13 protein-coding genes are annotated in these 16,977 nt (G+C 63.2%); 7 read left to right on the forward strand and 6 right to left on the reverse strand.

Going from position 1 to position 16,977, the window contains the following annotated elements:
- Positions 1 to 56: 56 nt before the first annotated feature.
- Both RHA1_RS26350 and RHA1_RS26355 read right to left on the reverse strand, forming a co-directional pair.
- On the reverse strand, positions 57 to 3,239 hold the full coding sequence (locus RHA1_RS26350; RefSeq protein WP_011597587.1) for a carboxyl transferase domain-containing protein: 3,183 nt from the start codon (positions 3,237 to 3,239) through the stop codon (positions 57 to 59).
- On the reverse strand, positions 3,236 to 3,817 hold the full coding sequence (locus RHA1_RS26355) for a flavin reductase family protein (protein WP_016883624.1): 582 nt from the start codon (positions 3,815 to 3,817) through the stop codon (positions 3,236 to 3,238). The genes RHA1_RS26350 and RHA1_RS26355 overlap by 4 nt, the downstream gene beginning before the upstream one ends.
- Before the next feature lie 287 nt (positions 3,818 to 4,104).
- Here RHA1_RS26355 and RHA1_RS26360 point away from each other — a divergent pair, with 287 nt between their 5' ends.
- From RHA1_RS26360 to RHA1_RS26380, 5 genes are all read left to right on the forward strand, one after another.
- Positions 4,105 to 4,614, forward strand: coding sequence for a nuclear transport factor 2 family protein (locus RHA1_RS26360; RefSeq protein ID WP_011597589.1), 510 nt, complete (start codon positions 4,105 to 4,107; stop codon positions 4,612 to 4,614).
- 127 nt (positions 4,615 to 4,741) lie between these two features.
- Entirely contained in the window at positions 4,742 to 5,224 is a 483-nt protein-coding gene (locus RHA1_RS26365) for a nuclear transport factor 2 family protein (RefSeq protein ID WP_011597590.1), read from the forward strand.
- Complete coding sequence (locus tag RHA1_RS26370; RefSeq protein ID WP_011597591.1) at positions 5,221 to 6,084, forward strand: enoyl-CoA hydratase-related protein; 864 nt, start codon at positions 5,221 to 5,223, stop codon at positions 6,082 to 6,084. Before RHA1_RS26365 ends, RHA1_RS26370 begins: the two co-directional genes overlap by 4 nt.
- A 13-nt stretch (positions 6,085 to 6,097) precedes the next feature.
- Positions 6,098 to 6,874 carry an enoyl-CoA hydratase-related protein gene (locus RHA1_RS26375; protein ID WP_011597592.1) on the forward strand — a complete coding sequence of 259 codons (777 nt, stop codon included), beginning with the start codon at positions 6,098 to 6,100 and terminating at the stop codon, positions 6,872 to 6,874.
- Positions 6,875 to 7,057: 183 nt separating this feature from the next.
- The gene (locus RHA1_RS26380; protein ID WP_011597593.1) at positions 7,058 to 7,834 is read left to right on the forward strand and encodes an SDR family NAD(P)-dependent oxidoreductase; all 777 of its coding nucleotides are present in this window, start codon (positions 7,058 to 7,060) and stop codon (positions 7,832 to 7,834) included.
- A 60-nt stretch (positions 7,835 to 7,894) separates the two neighbouring features.
- On the opposite strand, the gene RHA1_RS26385 is transcribed toward RHA1_RS26380, so the two are convergent.
- Positions 7,895 to 8,572 carry a TetR/AcrR family transcriptional regulator gene (locus tag RHA1_RS26385; RefSeq protein ID WP_011597594.1) on the reverse strand — a complete coding sequence of 226 codons (678 nt, stop codon included), beginning with the start codon at positions 8,570 to 8,572 and terminating at the stop codon, positions 7,895 to 7,897.
- A gap of 146 nt (positions 8,573 to 8,718) precedes the next feature.
- Complete coding sequence (locus tag RHA1_RS26390; protein WP_011597595.1) at positions 8,719 to 9,885, reverse strand: LLM class flavin-dependent oxidoreductase; 1,167 nt, start codon at positions 9,883 to 9,885, stop codon at positions 8,719 to 8,721.
- A gap of 413 nt (positions 9,886 to 10,298) precedes the next feature.
- Here RHA1_RS26390 and RHA1_RS26395 point away from each other — a divergent pair, with 413 nt between their 5' ends.
- The gene (locus RHA1_RS26395; RefSeq protein ID WP_011597597.1) at positions 10,299 to 11,957 is read left to right on the forward strand and encodes a class I adenylate-forming enzyme family protein; all 1,659 of its coding nucleotides are present in this window, start codon (positions 10,299 to 10,301) and stop codon (positions 11,955 to 11,957) included.
- A gap of 5 nt (positions 11,958 to 11,962) precedes the next feature.
- Positions 11,963 to 12,622, forward strand: coding sequence for a carboxymuconolactone decarboxylase family protein (locus RHA1_RS26400; protein ID WP_041812052.1), 660 nt, complete (start codon positions 11,963 to 11,965; stop codon positions 12,620 to 12,622).
- A gap of 63 nt (positions 12,623 to 12,685) precedes the next feature.
- Here RHA1_RS26400 and RHA1_RS26405 read toward each other — a convergent pair whose 3' ends face one another.
- Together RHA1_RS26405 and RHA1_RS26410 are read right to left on the reverse strand one after the other, a co-directional pair.
- Positions 12,686 to 14,131, reverse strand: a complete 1,446-nt coding sequence (locus tag RHA1_RS26405; RefSeq protein WP_011597599.1) for a 3,4-dihydroxy-2-butanone-4-phosphate synthase — start codon at positions 14,129 to 14,131, stop codon at positions 12,686 to 12,688.
- A 113-nt stretch (positions 14,132 to 14,244) separates the two neighbouring features.
- Positions 14,245 to 16,917 (reverse strand): LuxR C-terminal-related transcriptional regulator, encoded by a 2,673-nt coding sequence (locus RHA1_RS26410; protein WP_011597600.1) that lies wholly within the window; start codon positions 16,915 to 16,917, stop codon positions 14,245 to 14,247.
- Positions 16,918 to 16,977: the final 60 nt, after the last annotated feature.

Genomic DNA, 16,977 nt, shown 5'->3' on the forward strand with positions numbered 1-16,977 from the left:
AGGACATTGCCCCGGAACCGAATCGGTTCCGGGGCAGATTCGTTCGAGGATGACCGTTACCACGCGTCGATGCGCCTGCGAACCTGAGTCGGGCGGTCGGGACGCGGAGCGGCGAGGACATCGACGATCCGTGAGCGAGTCGAGGCGGGATCGATGACGTCATCGATCTCGAACACGGACGCCGCATTGACGGCCTTGCCCTGCGCCACGTAGTCCTCGAGGTGCTGTTGGTAGATGCGCTCCCGTTCCTCGGCGTCCTCGATCGCAGCCAGCTCACGACGATAGCCGAGACTGACGGCCCCCTCCGGGCCCATGGCACCGAGTTCGGCCGACGGCCATGCCACGATGGTGTCCGGGACGCGGAAGCTTCCGCCTGCCATGGCCTGGCCGCCCAGTCCGAATGCCTTGCGGACGATCACCGTACAGAACGGAACGGTGAGAGCAGGCGCTGTGACGAAAAGCCGGCTCACATGACGTACCGAGGCGGTGCGTTCGGCGTCGGGTCCGACCAGGAAACCGGCTGTGTCACAGAGCGAGAGAACAGCGAGGCCGTACGCCTCGCACAGTTGCAGGAACCTGGTCATCTTGTCGGCTTCGGCGCTGCCGATCGTGCCGCCTGCACGGCTGCCGTCGTTGGCAACGAGCCCAATGGGATGTCCCTCGATCCGGACCAGCGCAGTGATCAAGCCGACGGCGAATCCGCGTCGGAGTTCGAGAACGGATCCCTCGTCTGCAATGGTGTCGATCAACGTGCGGATGTCGAACGGCCGATTGCGTCGTTCGGGGACGATGTGGCGCAAGATTCGCTGGTCCGCGGCGGTCCACTCGATCTTCGGGCCGGCGAAGTATCCGAGATATCGCCGTGCGACGTCGACTGCCTCCGATTCGTCGGCCACGACGATGTCGATGACCCCGTTGGCCTCCTGGACGGACACCGGCCCGATGTCGTCCGCGGCGAACACTCCGAGGCCGCCCCCTTCGATCATGGCGGGCCCGCCGAGGCCGATCGACGAATCACGAGTCGCGACGATGACATCGCACGATCCCAGCAGCGCAGCATTTCCGGCGAAACAGCGACCGGACGCGATCCCCACGGTCGGAACCGAACCGTTGAGCCGTCCGAGTGCGACGAATGTCCCGAGATCCATCCTCGTCGCCCGAGACATGTCGTCGGTGTCGCCGGGGCGGCCCCCGCCACCTTCGGCGAACAGAACTACCGGCGTTCCTCTGCGGCCTGCCAGCTCGAACATTCGCTCGGCCTTCTTGTGGCTCTGAAGGCCCTGGGTTCCGGCGAGCACCGTGTAGTCGTACGCGAGCACTGCCACCGGCCGTCCGGCGACCCTTCCGAAGCCCGCGACCAGGCCGTCTGCCGGCGTTTCGGATTCGAGTTCGTCCAGAGACCTCCGTCGTCGCTGCGCAGCCACGACCAGAGATCCGTGCTCGTGAAAGCTCCCTTCGTCGACGAGATGGTCGACGTTTTCGCGCGCCGTGCGTTTGCCGCGCTCGTGCCGACGTTCGATCGCCGCCGGACGCGACTCGTCCAGTGTTCGGCGCTGCCGTGCTTCGATCTCGGCAAGGTCCGTGCGCTCGGCCGTGACGTTCACGCCGATGGGGTCTGTCGATGCGTCGTCCTGACTCACATCGAGCCTCAGGGTCACGAGCAACTGGCCGGCTGTCACGGTATCGCCGACCGCAATCCACACGTCGGCGACGCGCCCTGCTGTTGTCGCGCTGACGTCGGTCTCCATCTTCATGGCTTCGAGCGTGATCAGCGCGTCGCCGTTTCGCACGACCTGTCCCGGCACCGCGGCCGTCGCGACGACGGTGCCCGGCGACGGGGCCCGCAGATCGAGTTGTGTCACCGGCTCCGCCGGTGAATCCGGTATCGAGAGTGTTGCCAGATGATCGTCGATCGTTCGTGTCGTCACCGTGCCGGACCGGAACTCGTGACTGCCCAGCAGCCACGCCGACGTCGTGACGTCGGTATCCATGTCGTCCAGGGTCAGATCCGAGAGTGCATGGATCAGTTCTGCTGCGGCTGAGCCGAAGTGGCCGTCGTCCCGGTGCACGATGACCTTTGCCAGCAGTGGGTCGTATCCGATTCCCACTCGCATTCCTACGTGTGCGTGAGAGTCGACGCGGATCGAAGAACCGGACGGAAACCGAACGTCGGTGAGTACGTCGGAGCCATCGGGTCTCGGGCTGCCGGTGACCCGCGCCTCGATCGCGACACCGTTCGGTTCGCCGAGCGTTGCCGGTGAGAGTTGTACGTCCTCGAGCGTGCGTCCCTGTGCGACGTCGAGTTGCAGACCGACCAGGTCGAGGCCGGTGATCGCCTCGGTAATTCCGTGTTCCACCTGGAGGCGTGGATTGGCCTCGATGAAGTACCACCGATCGAGATGGTCGGACTCCACGAGGAACTCGAATGTGGCAAGTCCCCTCAGCCCGACTGAGGACGCCAACGTCAGTGCTGCGGAGTGGAGTTCCTTGCGAGTGGAATCGGGAAGGTTCTGCGCGGGTGCGATCTCCACGACTTTCTGGTGGCGGCGTTGCGCCGTGCAGTCGCGGTCGAAGAGATGCATCGGTGTGCTCACGCCATCGCCCACGACCTGGACTTCGATGTGCCGTGCGCGCGGTAGGTAGGCCTCGACGTAGACATCGGACAGGCCGAAACTGCGTTCCGCCTCGGAACGGCATCTGTCGATGGCACGATCGAGTTCGGTGAGATCCTCTACTATTCGCATACCACGACCCCCGCCGCCTGCGGTGGCCTTCACGATTACCGCGCCGGCGGGAAGTGACTGCGCGAACTGACGCGCGTCGGTTTTCGATGTGGGACCTGCGGTGGCAGCGAGTACGGGTACTCCGCAGCCGGTCGCGAGTGCACGTGTGGCGGACTTGTCCCCGAGAGTTCTCAGCGTGTGAGCGTCGGGTCCGACGAAGGTCAGCCCCGCCTCGGCGCAGGCCTCAGCCAACTCGGCGCTCTCGCTGAGGAATCCGTATCCGGGGTGGACCGTCGATGCCCCCGACGCCAGTGCCGCGTCGCGAATGGCCGCGACATCCAGATACGCGGCGGGGCCCGTTTCTCGAAGCGGACGTGCATGGTCGGCAGCAGCGACGTGCGGGGCATCGTGCTCGTCCTCGCTGTACACCGCAATCGTCTTGATTCCGCGTGCTGTGGCGGTGCGGATGATTCGAAGCGCTACTTCACCGCGATTGGCGATCAGAATGGACGTCATACCGCTTGCCGGTCGGCGGCGAACCCGCCGTAACCGCCCTGGAAGAAGATCAGCGGCGACTCGGGTGTGTCGAGTTCGAGGTGTCGCACACGGCCGACGACGATGTGGTGATCGCCGGCGTCGTGCACGGCATCGATCTCGCAATCGATCCACGCCAGCGCACCCTCGATGCGAGGCATACCGGAGGGGGTGGGGGCCCACTCGACGTCCGCGAACTTGCCGGTTCCCTTTCGGGCGAGGCTGCGGCAGATCTGTTGTTGCTCGGAGCCGAGCACGTTGGCGCAGAAGCGTCCGGCCGTGCGGATCTTGGGAAAAGTGGACGACGACTTGTCGGGCAGGAACGCGACCAGTGGCGGATCGAGCGACACCGAGGTGAAGGACCCGACGGCCATGCCGGTCGGGTTGTTCTCGGCGTCCATGGTGGTCACAGCTACGACGCCGGTGGGGAAGTGGCCGAGAACGTTTCGGAAGCGCAAGGGGTCTATCGCGTGAAATTTGTCGACGATCACGCCGTCGGGGACAGCGGTGCGCGAGTCGGATTCGTGTGTCTCGACCTTGCCCTCCATTGTGAAGCCCATGGTGATTCCTTTCGTCCGTGAAGCCGAGCCGTGCATCGAGGACATATGACTCCCGACGCGGAGACTGATTGCAGCCTCCTCCGGAGCCGGAAATCTGTCAACTATGTCGTTGATGCAATCTACGATGGCGTAGATTCAGTAGTTGTGGCCGCGGGGTCGAGGGTTGACATCTGTGGCGCAGGGCACAATGATCGGGACAGCGATCTACGCTGACGTTGATCGCGAGATGCGGGGTTCGGCCCTTCGGTCGAGTCGCTGGATTTCCTTCACCGCGCAAAGGAGTGCACATGTCCGACATGGAAAGCAGGGTGCGTCGGCTTGAAGACAGGGCGGAGTTGGAAGACCTTGCGGTCCGCTACTTCCTCGCCTCTGATTTCGACGATTTCGACGCCATCGCCGATGTCTTCGCAGAGAACGGGACGTTCTCGGCTGGAGGATTCCCCGGCGCCACCACCGGCAGTGGGATCGCGAACATGATTCGGCAAGCTCGTACCGCGTTTGGAACCACCATTCACACGCCGCACTACGTCCTGCTCGAGTTCGTCGACGACGATCACGCGACAGGGCTGGTAGGTGCACACCTCGAGATCGCAACGGGTGGAACGACGGTGTTCGGCGCTGTGCGTTACGAAGACGAGTACGTCCGCGAAGGTGGGCGCTGGAAGTTCGCGTCTCGCAACATGCGCACCGTGCATCTAGGCCCCTGGGACGAAGTGGCCACGTCGCTCACTTCGGATTTACCTGTTCGGTGGCCCGGGGCCGAACCTGCGTCCTCCGACTACGCGGTTCGCGTCTGACCGTTCGCACCCGTTGCCGACGGGTGCACTCTGTCCTCGGAATCTACATCAATGTTGATTTCCCGTCTCGTGGCCGAGGCGGGTGATCGAACCGTACATCAACAATTCACGCCCCAAGGAGATCGATATGACTGCAACCCATGAGGTGTCCACCAGGGAGCTCGCCGAGCTCGTGGAGACCGGCAAGATCGAGCGCGTCCTGTTCGACTACGCCTACAACCTCGACATGAACCGTCCCGACGATCTCGTCGCTTTGTTCACCGAGGACTGCTACGTCGCCTACGGTCCCGACTTCGGCGCCGACGGCCGCGCCGCCTATCGCGAGACGCTCGACGGCATCGGAACGTTCTTCACGGCAACCAGTCACCACGTATCCAACATCGTCGTCGACTTCTCCGATGATCTGACGTCGGCCAAGGTCCGCTCGGTCCTGTATGCATGGCATCGCTACACCAAGGAAGGCAAGGCCGACGGGTACTTCTTCGGCCAGTATCACGACGATTTCGTGCGGGACGACGAGCATGGCTGGCGCTTCTCGCGCCGCGAGTTGCGCGCGTCCGGTGTCGTGGACTTCCATGTCAAGAAGCAGATCCCGATCGGGCGGTCATGACGGCGATCGCGGACACGCCTGCCGAGACCCGCTACGAAAATCTACGCATTGAGCACCGGGGACCGATCAGTTGGATAGTGCTGAACCGGCCGGACAAGGCCAACTCGCTCTCGAACGAGATGCTGGACGAGTTCAGTGCGGCGTTGGCCGCTCTGGCGACGGCCGGCGGACCGATCATCGGAATCCGTGGAGCAGGCAAGGGATTCTCGGCAGGCTACGACATCGGTCAGGTCGGAAAGGTCGTCGCCGAGCCGGACCCGGTAGCGGACCGAGAGCGGCTGGCTCGCAACGTCAATCGCTTTCTCGCGATCTGGGATCACCCGAAACCGGTGATTGCTGCAGTGCACGGATATTGCATCGCAGGAGCCACACAGATGTGTGTGTTCACCGACGTGACCCTGGTGGCGCGCAACGCGAAGATCGGTGAGCCGGCGATCCCACTCGGTGGTGGATACATCGCGCCGTTGTGGGCGCCCCTGGTCGGCCCGAAACGTGCCAAGGAACTGGCGTTCGTTCCTGGCAACTCGATCGACGGCACGACCGCGGTCGAGTGGGGCTGGGCCAATCACGCGGTGGCCGAGGAAGATCTGATCGCCGAGACCGAGGCGCTTGCCGCTCGTATGGCACGCACGCCGTCGGACATCCTGCGGATCAAGAAGTTGTCCATCAACAAGACGATGGAAGCAATGGGCGTGCGTACCGCAGCCCAAGGCGGTGCAGAAATGGATGCCCTGCTCCATCTGTCGCCGTCGGTGGCCGAGGTGCGCAAGTTCGTCGCCGACGTGGGACTGAAGGCGGCGATCGCTGCCTACCGCGAACCCGTGGCGTTACCCGATCATGCGGTCGCAGAACAACTATGAGAGAGGACCTACCGTGAGCAGCGGAATCTTGTTCGAGGTCGACAACCACATTGCACGTGTGACGCTCGACCGCCCCAAGGCGTTGAACTCCATCGATCCCGAGATGGACGCGGCACTGTTCGAAGCCTGGACCGAGATCAACTCGAATCCGGACATCTGGGTCGCAGTGCTCGGTGCTACGGGGGAGAAGGCGTTCTGCGCCGGCGCCAACGTGAGCGGCGGGACCGAAGGCGACGGCCGCAGGATGGCGCTCGGCGGCGGTCTCACCGGTGTCGGCGGGCCGATGCTGACGCTTCGTAAACCATTGATCGCGGCGGTGCAGGGATACGCAATCGGTGGTGGATTCGAACTGGCGATGTGCGCCGACATCATCGTCGCAGCCGACAACGCTCAGTTCGGCATTCCGGAGACGAAGGTCGGCATCATCGGCGAGGCCGGCATCATGCATCGCGCGATACGGCAGCTGCCTCATCACATCGCGATGGCCTTGATCCTCACCGGAGAGCGCATCGACGCCCAGCAGGCAGAGCGCTACGGACTGGTCAACGAGATCGTGCCGTACGAGAAGCTGCTCGAGACCGCGTCGTCGTGGGCGGATCGAATCGCGTCGGCGTCACCGCTTGCTGTCCAAGCAGCAAAGGACGCAGTTCTGTCGCGTGCAGGATGGCCGCTGGATGTCGCGTTGGCAACTCGCTACGAGCCCATCGAGGCGTACGCGAACAGCGCGGACCGCATCGAGGGACGTGCAGCGTTCGCAGACAAGCGTGCTGCGCAATGGAGCGGTCGCTGACACTGCTTCTCGTCTGGTCGCTGGGTGCGGGGTGCTGGGCTCGGCGTACGCGCCGCGGTTCGAGCGCACGGCACCTGCACCCAGCGCCGGTCGACGGATGGCCGCGTGATGGTGTTGCGAGCACCGAGAGTGAAATCCACCCGTGGTCGCCGACAAACCTGAGATCAAAAGGAGTACTTGGCTATGCAGCTGGACGGAAAGAAAATCATTGTCACGGGCGGATCCATGGGCATCGGCGAGTCGGTCGTCCGGGCCTACACATCGGAGGGCGCTGACGTCGCCTCTCTGGATCTCGCTGACGAGCTGGGTGTTGCGGTAGCGCAAGAAGCGAGCCGATGCGGACCTGGCAAAGCAACCTTTCACTCGTGCGACGTGCGTGATCGCGACCAGGTTGAGAAAGTCTTCGAGACCGCTGCTGACCAACTGGGAGGCCTTGACGTAGTCGTGAACGTGGCTGGTGTACACAAGCACTGCGATCCCGCTGGAATCTCGGCTGAAATCTACAGATTCATTTTCGATGTCAATGTGTTAGGGACAATCAACACCAACGGTGCCGCACATCGCCTGATGAAATCGAATCGTGTCGGGAACATCATCAACTTCGGTTCCGAGTCGGGACTGACGGGTGAGATCAACAATGCTCTGTACGCCGCGTCGAAGGGTGCGGTCCATACATGGAGCCGGAACGTCGCCCGTCAATGGGGGCCGGATGGGATTCGGGTAAATTACGTACTCCCGTACATGTGGACAAAGATGTACGACGAGTTTCGCGCCGCCTTGTCTCCCGAAGAGCTGAAAGCGCACGACGACCAAACCGCTGCAGACATACCTCTCGGTGGGGCTTTCGGTCGAGCCGACCGGGACTTGGCTCCGGTCATGGTTTTCCTCGCCAGCGATGCTTCACACTTCATCACTGGACAAATGTTCCCTGTCGACGGAGGGCTGATCTCGGGACGGTAAAAGTGCGGTGACAGGGCGCTGTGTGCTGGGTCCGACCTCGCGTCGCGGCCCAGCACACTGTCAGTTCTGCGTCCGCGCACCGTCGAAGAACAGAGTGCAGAAGGCTTCGGTGGTCTGCTTGGCGTCCACGCTGCGCATTCCCGGCTTGAGCCACCGATGCGTCCAGTTGACCATGCCGAACAGTGCCTTGGACATCAACTGCACCGACACGTCGCTGCGTAGAGTTCCGTCGTCGACTCCCTGCTGCAGCACGTCGAGGACAATGGTTTCGAAGCGTTTGGTCTTTCGTGCCATGTCCTTGCCCCAGGACGTGGTGTCCAGCTGTAGCTGCGCCATGTCTTCCTGGATGTAGAGGTACACGAAGGGGTAGTTCTTCTCGTACGAGTTCATCTGTTGCTCGACGAGGCGGCGAAGCTTCTCGGGTGCGTCGTCGTCGCCGGCGAGGATCTCCTCTGCGACCGCGATGTTCTGATCCAGAACATCGACGAGAACGTCGTGGAAAAGAGCCTGGAACAGTTCCTTCTTGCTCGCGAAGTAGTAATAGATCGACGCTCGGTCGGTCCCGAACCGCTCGGCGATATCGTTGAGGGTCGCTCCTTCGAAGCCCTTCTCCTTGAAGACATCAGCTGCTGTCCGCAACAGTTCCTGGCGCTTGGCCTGGTAGTTGGGGCTGCTGTCGTTCTGAGCGCTGCGACGGCGTCGGCTCATGCCGCTGTTGGCTGCGGTCGAAGTTGGCATTGTCGGATGATACCTCCGGATCGAGGGCATTGATCAACGTTGACGTCGATCGACCTCGGCGTCGATCGAGGTCGAGGTGGGGACGGGTAAGGCCCCGGGAAGTCGCTGTTTGTCGACAACTTCCCGGGGCCCTGTTATCGGTGGGGTCAGCCCACTGCGACGGTTTCGTGTGTTCCTTCGACCGGAACGTTCGGTACGACCTCGGTGGCGAAAAGGCGGAGGGATTCGATCCACGGCTCGGGATCGTCCATGGCGTCGTGAGTGTTGACGGCAAGCTGTCCGTACCTGAAGCCGGCCAGGTCGAAGGTCTTCTCGATCTTCTCGATGACGGTGTCCGGGCTTCCGCAAAGCCACACGTTGTCGGCCAGGTAGTCGAGATCGACGTCGTCGATGTCGACCTTGTGGTCGGCGTCGTCGATGAAGCCCTGAAGGATCCGGTACTTCTGGTAGACCGGCATCAGGTACTTCTGCCAGGCGAGTCCCAGTGCACCGTTCTTTGCCTTCTCCTTGGCCTCTTCGTCGGTCTTCGCCACGAACACATCTCGTGCGATCTTGAATCGAGATCCCTGCGGGGTTCCGCCGATGGACCTGACCGCCTCCGAATATGTGTCCCACTGCGATCTCAGCAAGGCCGAACCACCGTAGAACGAGATCGGGGTCCAGCCTCGTTCGCCTGCGAGGCGATGCGACGGTGAGTTCTTGCTCAGGCCTGTGACAGCGATTTCCAGGCCGTCCGCGCCACCGTGGGGTGAGTGATCCGCGGTCAGGTGGTACTCCTCGCCGTCCTTGACCTTGAACTCTCCATGGGACGCGACACTACCGGGATCGATCTGTCCGTCGAGGCGGGCGGCCTTGTAGTACTTGCCTTCGAAGTCGAATGGCTCCTGGCGCCACACTTTGTCCATCACCTCCAGTCCCTCCATCAGGCGGGGGTGAGCTTCGGACAGGTCGCCGGGCTGGCCGCGAAGCACTGCCTCGTTCTCCCACGATCCGGCTCCGACCCCGAGGAAGTACCTGTCCTCGAGCAACTGCGAGGTGTAGCCGATCTGAATGGCGAGCGTCGACGGGTTGTGCAGGGGCACGATGTGCGCCATGGGCGCGAAGCGCATGCGCTCGGTGATCTGTGCTGCCGCGACGATCAGCAACTCGGGATTCGGAATGTTCTCCCATGCCTGCATGCCGTGCTCGCCGACCATGAAATCGCGGTAGCCGAACTTGTCGCATGCTGCTGCAAGCAGGAGTGAGTATTCGAAGGTGTCCTTGTCCTTGCGACCGGGACGCATGTACGGGGTGTGGAAAACGCCGCATTCCATTTGTGAATCTCCAGCTTCTGGTCGTTGTGAATGCACTCTGCTGCGGTGTCCGGCACGAGCCTGACAGTGGTGGTGGACAGCCCGAAGGAAAGCGAGGGTGGGTTGGTGGAACGTGCATGCAGAGCTGTTCTGTCCGATCGATCCGACACATGTCGTGGCGGTCCGCCAGGCGAAATGCTCGCATTGGCGTATTCCCAACGTAGGGTGATCCGGATCACTTTGTCAACTGCAACGTTGACGTTGAAGTTGGGTGTAATCAACACTCATGTAAATCAACTTCAGCGTTGACAGTGTGACGTGAGTCGCTTAGCGTCTACGTCGACACGTTCCCCTGGTGCGCGCGGATCAAGCGCCGCTGATCAAGACAACTTCGGTGGCGCATCCGCTGCCGACGATCGATGATTGAGGACGAGATGACTGACATCGGCGACTGGTGCAACGTAACCCCACTCGGCGACCTGCTGGTGCGCGGTGCGCACCTGTGCCCTGACCGCGACTTGATCGTATTTCCCGAGGCGCGGTTCACGTATGCCCAGGTGCTCGACGGCGCGGTCGCCGTCGCGCGAGGTCTGTTGGCCATGGGCGTCGGGTCCGGTGATCACGTCGCGCTCCTGGCGCCGAACGGTATCGAGTTCGTCGAGGGGCTCTTCGGATCGGCCTTGATCGGGGCGGTAGTCGTACCGCTCAACGCGCGGCACAAAGCGAAGGAGCTCGGCTACATCATCGAGAACGCGGACATCACCGCGTTGCTGACGGTGTCCGGTCCCGACGACTACGTGGACTTCGTGCAGGTGCTGCACGAAGCGCTGCCCTCCTTGGCCGCGGCGGGCTCAGGTGATCTCGATCTTCCCGAAGCACCGCGGCTGCGTCGAGCCGTATTGCTGAAAGGAACCGAACGGCCCGGTTTCACGTCCAGGGCAGCCCTGGATGCGGCAGCAGAGACCGTCGACGCGACTCTCGTGCATCGTCATCGCCGCCGGGTGCGGACGAGGGACATCGCCGCGATCCTGTACACGTCGGGGACCACCGCCAACCCCCGTGGATGCCTGCTCACCCACGAATCGATGACGCGTGGCCCGGTGGAGCGCGCGACCGGCCGCCTCTCGGCAGGAGAGCGCCACATCAGCTGGGCCGGCGGACCACTGTTCCACATCGCTGCGCTGGCCCCCCTCATCGGCGCAATCGGTGCCGGGGGAACGTTCCTGACCGACACGTTCTTCGAACCTGGCCGCGCCATCGAGCTGATCAGGGCCGAACGGCCCACCTGTGTCTGGCCCTGGTTCCCCGCACCGATGCAGATGATGATGGCGCACCCGAACTTCGACGCAGCGGAGTTCGACTCGATTCGGTACCTGTTCCTGATCGGTCCCCGCGTCCTCATCGAAGAGGTTCAGAATCTGTTCCCGGCCGCCGAGCTCATGGCCGCATGCGGAATGACGGAAACGACCGGCATCTATGCCCTCAGCGAGCCGGACGAGTCGTTCGAGGATCGAAGCGGTGCGCAAGGAAAGGCCGTACCCGGCATCGAGATTCGAATCGTCGATCCGTTCAGTGGTGCCGAGCAGCCGACCGGGGTTCCCGGTGAGATCTTGATTCGCGGTTACTGCGTGACCGAGGGGTACTACAAGGATCCCGCAAAGACCGCCGAGACGATCGATTCCGACGGCTGGTTGCGGACCGGCGACCTCTACAGCCGTACCGAGTCGGGGTGCCTGGTGTTCCACGGACGGCTCAAGGACATGCTCAAGGTCGGTGGTGAGAACGTCGCGGCCATCGAAGTCGAGTCCTTCCTTTGTGAGCATCCTGCTGTGTTGACGGCCGCCGTCATCGGCCGCCCGGACGACCGGCTCGACGAAGTGCCGGTGGCATTCGTCGAGGTCCGAGAAGGACATCAGCTGACAGAAGCGGAACTGATCGAATTCTGTGACGGCAAGATCGGCCGGTACAAGGTCCCGCGCGCAGTGTTCTTCGTCGAGCCCGGCGAGTGGCCGATGTCGGCGACGAAGATCAACAAGCGCGGACTCAAAGCGCAACTGGCGACGCTGGCCAGCTCGCTGAGTGCAGCCGGATGACCTCCATGACAGTCGAGTTCGACATCGGAGATCTTCGTGTGTTGGCCGAAGTGATTTTGAAAGACGTGGACGAGGGCCCAGCCCTCGATGAGCAGACGCGTGTGCTCACCCACATCGCGGTGTGTTCGGCGGCCACGACGATGGATGTGGCGGGTACCGGCCGCTATATCGAGGAGGCGCTCGATCTGGGTCTCGACGCCACGCAGATCCAGGAGGCTTTGACGGTGGTCTCGGGTCTCGGTGTGCACACGCTGTTCGAGGCGTCCAGGCAGTTGTCGAGTGCCATTCTGCGCAGAGGCGGTGGCGAGGCCGAACCGCTCGATACTTCGCAGCAGGACTTGTGGGACCGCCACATCGGTACCGATCCGTACTGGCAGCGGATGGAGGACGAGCTTCCGGGATTCTTCGATGCACTGCTGCGGATGTCACCAGAAACGTTCGTCGCGTTCTTCGACTACTGCGCGGTGCCGTGGAAGAGTCGGGCATTACGGGCCGTGACCAAGGAATTGATCTCTCTCGCTGCCGATTCCACTCCCACCCACCGATACAAGCCCGGGTTCCTGTTACACCTGAAGAACGCCCTCGACCTCGGAGCAGGTGCCCGCAGCATCCGCGAAGTTCTCGATATCGCGGCAGCTGCTCCTGAGCACCACGGTGTCGGCTGACTTTTCTCTTTGCAAAGGATCGGCCCCGATACGAACTTTCGTATCGGGGCCGATCCGTATTGTTCAGCCGGCGATCAGCGATCGTGTCCGCACCACGTCGGCGGCGAGGGCGGCGACCAGTTCTTCCTTCGACGCAAAGGTCACCTGTCCGCGCATCCACTGGTGGAGGCTCACCTCGAGAGTTGCGTCGTAAAGATCGCCATCGAAGTCAAGCAAGTGTGCCTCGAGCAGTCGAACTCCGGACCTGCCGTAGAACGTCGGGCGCCGGCCTATCGATATCGCAGCGATCGCGGTCGAGCCGTCGGGGAGTGTGCACCGGCCTGCCCACACACCGTCGGCGACCGAATTCGAATCTTCCAGCTCCAGATTCGCAGTTCGGAAGCCAAGCTCTCGTCCGCGTTGATCGCCGTGAACGACCGTACCGACGATGGAAGGATTCTCGAATCCGAACGGCGCCGGAGCGTTACCGCGAGCGAGCGACGCAGAGCCTCCGGCGCTGATGCTCAATCCGATGTGCCACATCATCGTCCGCGACTCGGGTGGAAAATTGCTCAGCGAGGGGGAGTGGTAGCCGCACTCGCGCACCACCTCGGCGAGGTCGCCGTGCGTGTCGGCCGAGATGTAGTTGTTCGGGGCGTATCTCGCCACCACCACGGCTCCGTAGCCGTGTTCGGCCACCTGCGCCAGGGCCACTCCGATCGGGCCGTCCTGACACAGATGCGGTGCGGGATCGCTCTCTTGCTGGAAGCAGACGAGCGGGGTTGTGCCGGCGACTGCCGGTCCGATGGAGTAGGTGAGATATTCCGAGCCCGTGACGTCACTGCGGTAGCCGACGCAGCGAACCGGGCCGTGGACGCTGTCACGCTCGAAGGTGAACTGCGTCAGCATGTGCGGTTCGGCCATTCGCCGATATGTCGCGACGTCATCGATGGACAGGTGTCCGAGTTCGTGTGCACGAGCGAATGTTTCGGCTTCAGCGGAGTCGGCGATAGCTGTCGGATCGAGCTCGGAGACGAGGGCGCTGTAGGCGCAGGTCCGATGCAAACCTGCGACGGACATGAGATCCACGGCAGCTTCCGCTGGTCCGCGGAACTCGAGCACGCCGCCGGGTACGGACCGTGCCGGAAGCACGTGCCCGGGCCGGGTGAACGCGTCGGGGGTGCTCGCCGAGTCGGCGAGTAGGCGCAGTGTGTCCGCCCTGTCGGACGCCGAAATTCCGGTGCCGGGTCCGATTGCATCGATGCTGACCGTGAACTCCGTTCCGGCATGATCTCTGTCCGCGCCGACCATGTTCGGGAGCCCGAGGCGGTCGCAGTCCGCGCCGACCATGGCGGCGCAGACCAGCCCCGAACTGTGGCGAACAAGAAATGCGATCGATTCCACGGTTGCCTTCTCGGCCGGGATCAGGATGTGGGCGTCGCTGGTGGGGGAGCTGCCGGTCAGCACGACTGGACGTCCGGCGCTCATGTCCGACAGCGCTCGTTGCACGCGGGTTGTTGGACCATCCATTGTGGGGAACCTCGCTTCGATATGGACGACTGACGTCTGCACTGTGACGAGCGTCGCAAATTGCGCTCACCGTGTCAACATCAACGTAGACATTGAAAACGGCCTTCGACGCCCTACACCCTGCGGGATGAAGGATTTGCAAGCGCGGCAGCCACCTGGTGGCGGCGGGGGACACCCAGCTTTCGGAGCACGTGCGCGACGTGCCCCTCGACGGTTCTGACCGACAGGACCAGCCGATCCGCGATCTCCTTGTTGGTGAGCCCGTCCGCAACGCACTGTGCAATGTCCCACTCGCGAGGGGAGAGCCCGACTGCCGGGTACGACGACGACGGCACGGGGCTGTCGGAGAACTCCTCGTCCAGGGCGTAAGCGATGAGTTCGGCCATCGACAACGTGGAGCCGCGACGATGGGATGCGGAGTAGACCGTGTCGCCGAGCGAAGTCCGCGCGCGCGATTCGTACACTTCTCGTCGTTGGACCCAGTGCTGGGATCCGTACAGTTGCATGCCGAACGAATCCCACAAGGACGATGCTGCGCCGAGAAGTACGGCTGCACGTTCGCCGGAACCGGCCGCGGCTTCGGCCCACGCGAGAAGGTCTGTGACCAGTGTGGCTCCGACCGTGTCGTCGAAGGCGCGTTTGAGTGCGAGGGCGTCGATCGCAAGGGTGATCGCCTCGTCGTGACGGCCGCGCATCAGCGCTACCAAGCCCAGTCCGTACACGGCATACGACAACATCCATTTCTCTCCCGTGGCCGATGCCTGGGTGTGAACGAACTCGAAATGTTCGGCAGCGCGGTCGCTCTCTCCGTTCGAGCTGCACAGCATTCCCATCTCGATGTGGGCGGTCCACATGAGATCGGTGATGCCGGGCAGGCGCTCGTACAGTGCCAACGCCTCCGACAGGTTGTGTTCGCCGGCCTCGAAATCACCGCCGAGGTAGGTGTTGAGGCCTTGCGTCTGCAGAGCGAACGCGAGGGTCGCATCGTCGCCGAGTTCGCGTGCGCGATGCGCGGCAGTGTCGAGTGTCCGAACTGCCTCGACCCGGTCACCCTGCATCGTCTGCAGCACGCCGAGGGTGGCGTAGAGCTGGGGTACGACGTCTTCGGCCAGATCGGAGAGCGCGAGGAACTCTGTCACCCACATGCGGTGTTCTCGTACCGAAAAGGCCGACGACCACAGAAACCACGTCGCGACGAGGCTAGAGGCAAGGTGCAGCGTCTCGTGGTTCTGGCCCGTCAGCGCCGTCTGCAGTGCGGATCGCAGGTTGGCGCGGTTCTCCCGAAGCCGGTTGCTCGCACTCTCCTGCTCGGCCCCGGTCCATGACCGGCGGGCGGTACGTACCAGCTCGGCGCACCAACGGAGGTGTGCCACCCGTAGCTCGGCCTTCTCGTTGTCGGACAGTTTGCTCGCACCGAAGTGCCGGATCGTTTCGAGCATCTTGAACCGGACATGTCCTTCGCCGGTGGTGCGTTGTAAGACCGACTTCCCGATCAGACCGGTGATGGTATCCAGAATGCTCGCGGCGTCGACAGGGGCTCCAGCGCAGATGCTCTCGGCCATGGCGAGATCGAAGCCTTCGGAGAAGATGGATAATCTCGCCCACAGCACCTGCTCCTGAGTAGTGCAGAGGTCGTAGCTCCACTCGACCGTCGCATGCAGGCTTCGATGTCTGCTCGGCCCGCCACGATTACCCGTCGTCAACAACGCCAGCCGGTCGTCGAGACGTTCTGCGAGATCGTCTACGGACAGCGCGGTCAAACGCGCGCACGCCAGTTCGATGGCCAGCGGCATGCCATCCAGCTGCGTGCACACCCGGCGCACAGCGTCCCGGCTCGAATCCGTGATCGAGAATCCGGACAGTGCCGCCGATGCGCGGTTCTCGAACAACTCGATGGCGGCACCGGGCATGTCCGGGTCGCGGTGGTCCGTCGTGGACAGCGGCTCGAGGACGTGCACGTGCTCGTCCGGAATCGACAGCACTTCACGACTCGTGACCAGGATCTTCACGTGTTCGGTGTTTCGTAGAATCAGCGCGACCAATTCGGCGCATGCGCTGACGAGATGCTCGCAATTGTCCAGCACCAGCAACAGGTGCTTGTCGCGGAGCGATTCGAGGAGCGATTCGGTTGCACTTCGTTCCGGTGCGTCCCGCTCGTCGAACCCCAGGACGTCCAGAATGGTCTGGGGGAGCAGGGTTTCGCTTCGCAGTGACGCCAGCTCCACGAAGCGGATTCCATCGGCAAATGCCCGCCGGTACGCGGTTGCGGCCTCTGCTGCGAGTCGGGTCTTGCCGATGCCACCGGGGCCGGTGACGGTGACGAGGCGGCTGTCGCCGAGCAGCACCCGGATTCTGTGGAGTTCTTCGGTGCGGCCGACGAAACTAGTCGAGAAGAGTGGAATATCGGTTGCACTGGACATGCGGGTGCTCGACGTGTGCGTGCCGGACGTTCGCGGCGAACGCTCCTCCTTGATGCGGCGGACCGCGCTCGCCAGAGTATTCCGCGATCCGCTCCATTCCAGTTCCCGATGCAGCTGGGCCACCGTGACGTCGGGGTCTGCGTCGAGCGCCGCGGCGATCCGGGGTCGGAGGGCATCGGCCGACGATCCTGACCGTGGCCGGTGGTCCTGGGGTGGTGCCTCGAATTCGAGGGCGCGGCGCACCGTGTTGCGCGAGATCTTCAATCGCGTCGCGATGCCCGAGATCGATTCGCCGGATTGTCGAAGCTCGACTATCTCGCGCCACTCGTCAGCGTTCACGGTGTCCTCTCTGTTGCACGCGGGCATCTGTGAGCGGTGTCACTGTTCGATCATGTCGCGCCCCGACCGCGTGGTCAAGATCTGACA

It is taken from the genome of Rhodococcus jostii RHA1 (assembly GCF_000014565.1).
In the GTDB taxonomy this organism is placed as follows: domain Bacteria; phylum Actinomycetota; class Actinomycetes; order Mycobacteriales; family Mycobacteriaceae; genus Rhodococcus_F; species Rhodococcus_F jostii_A.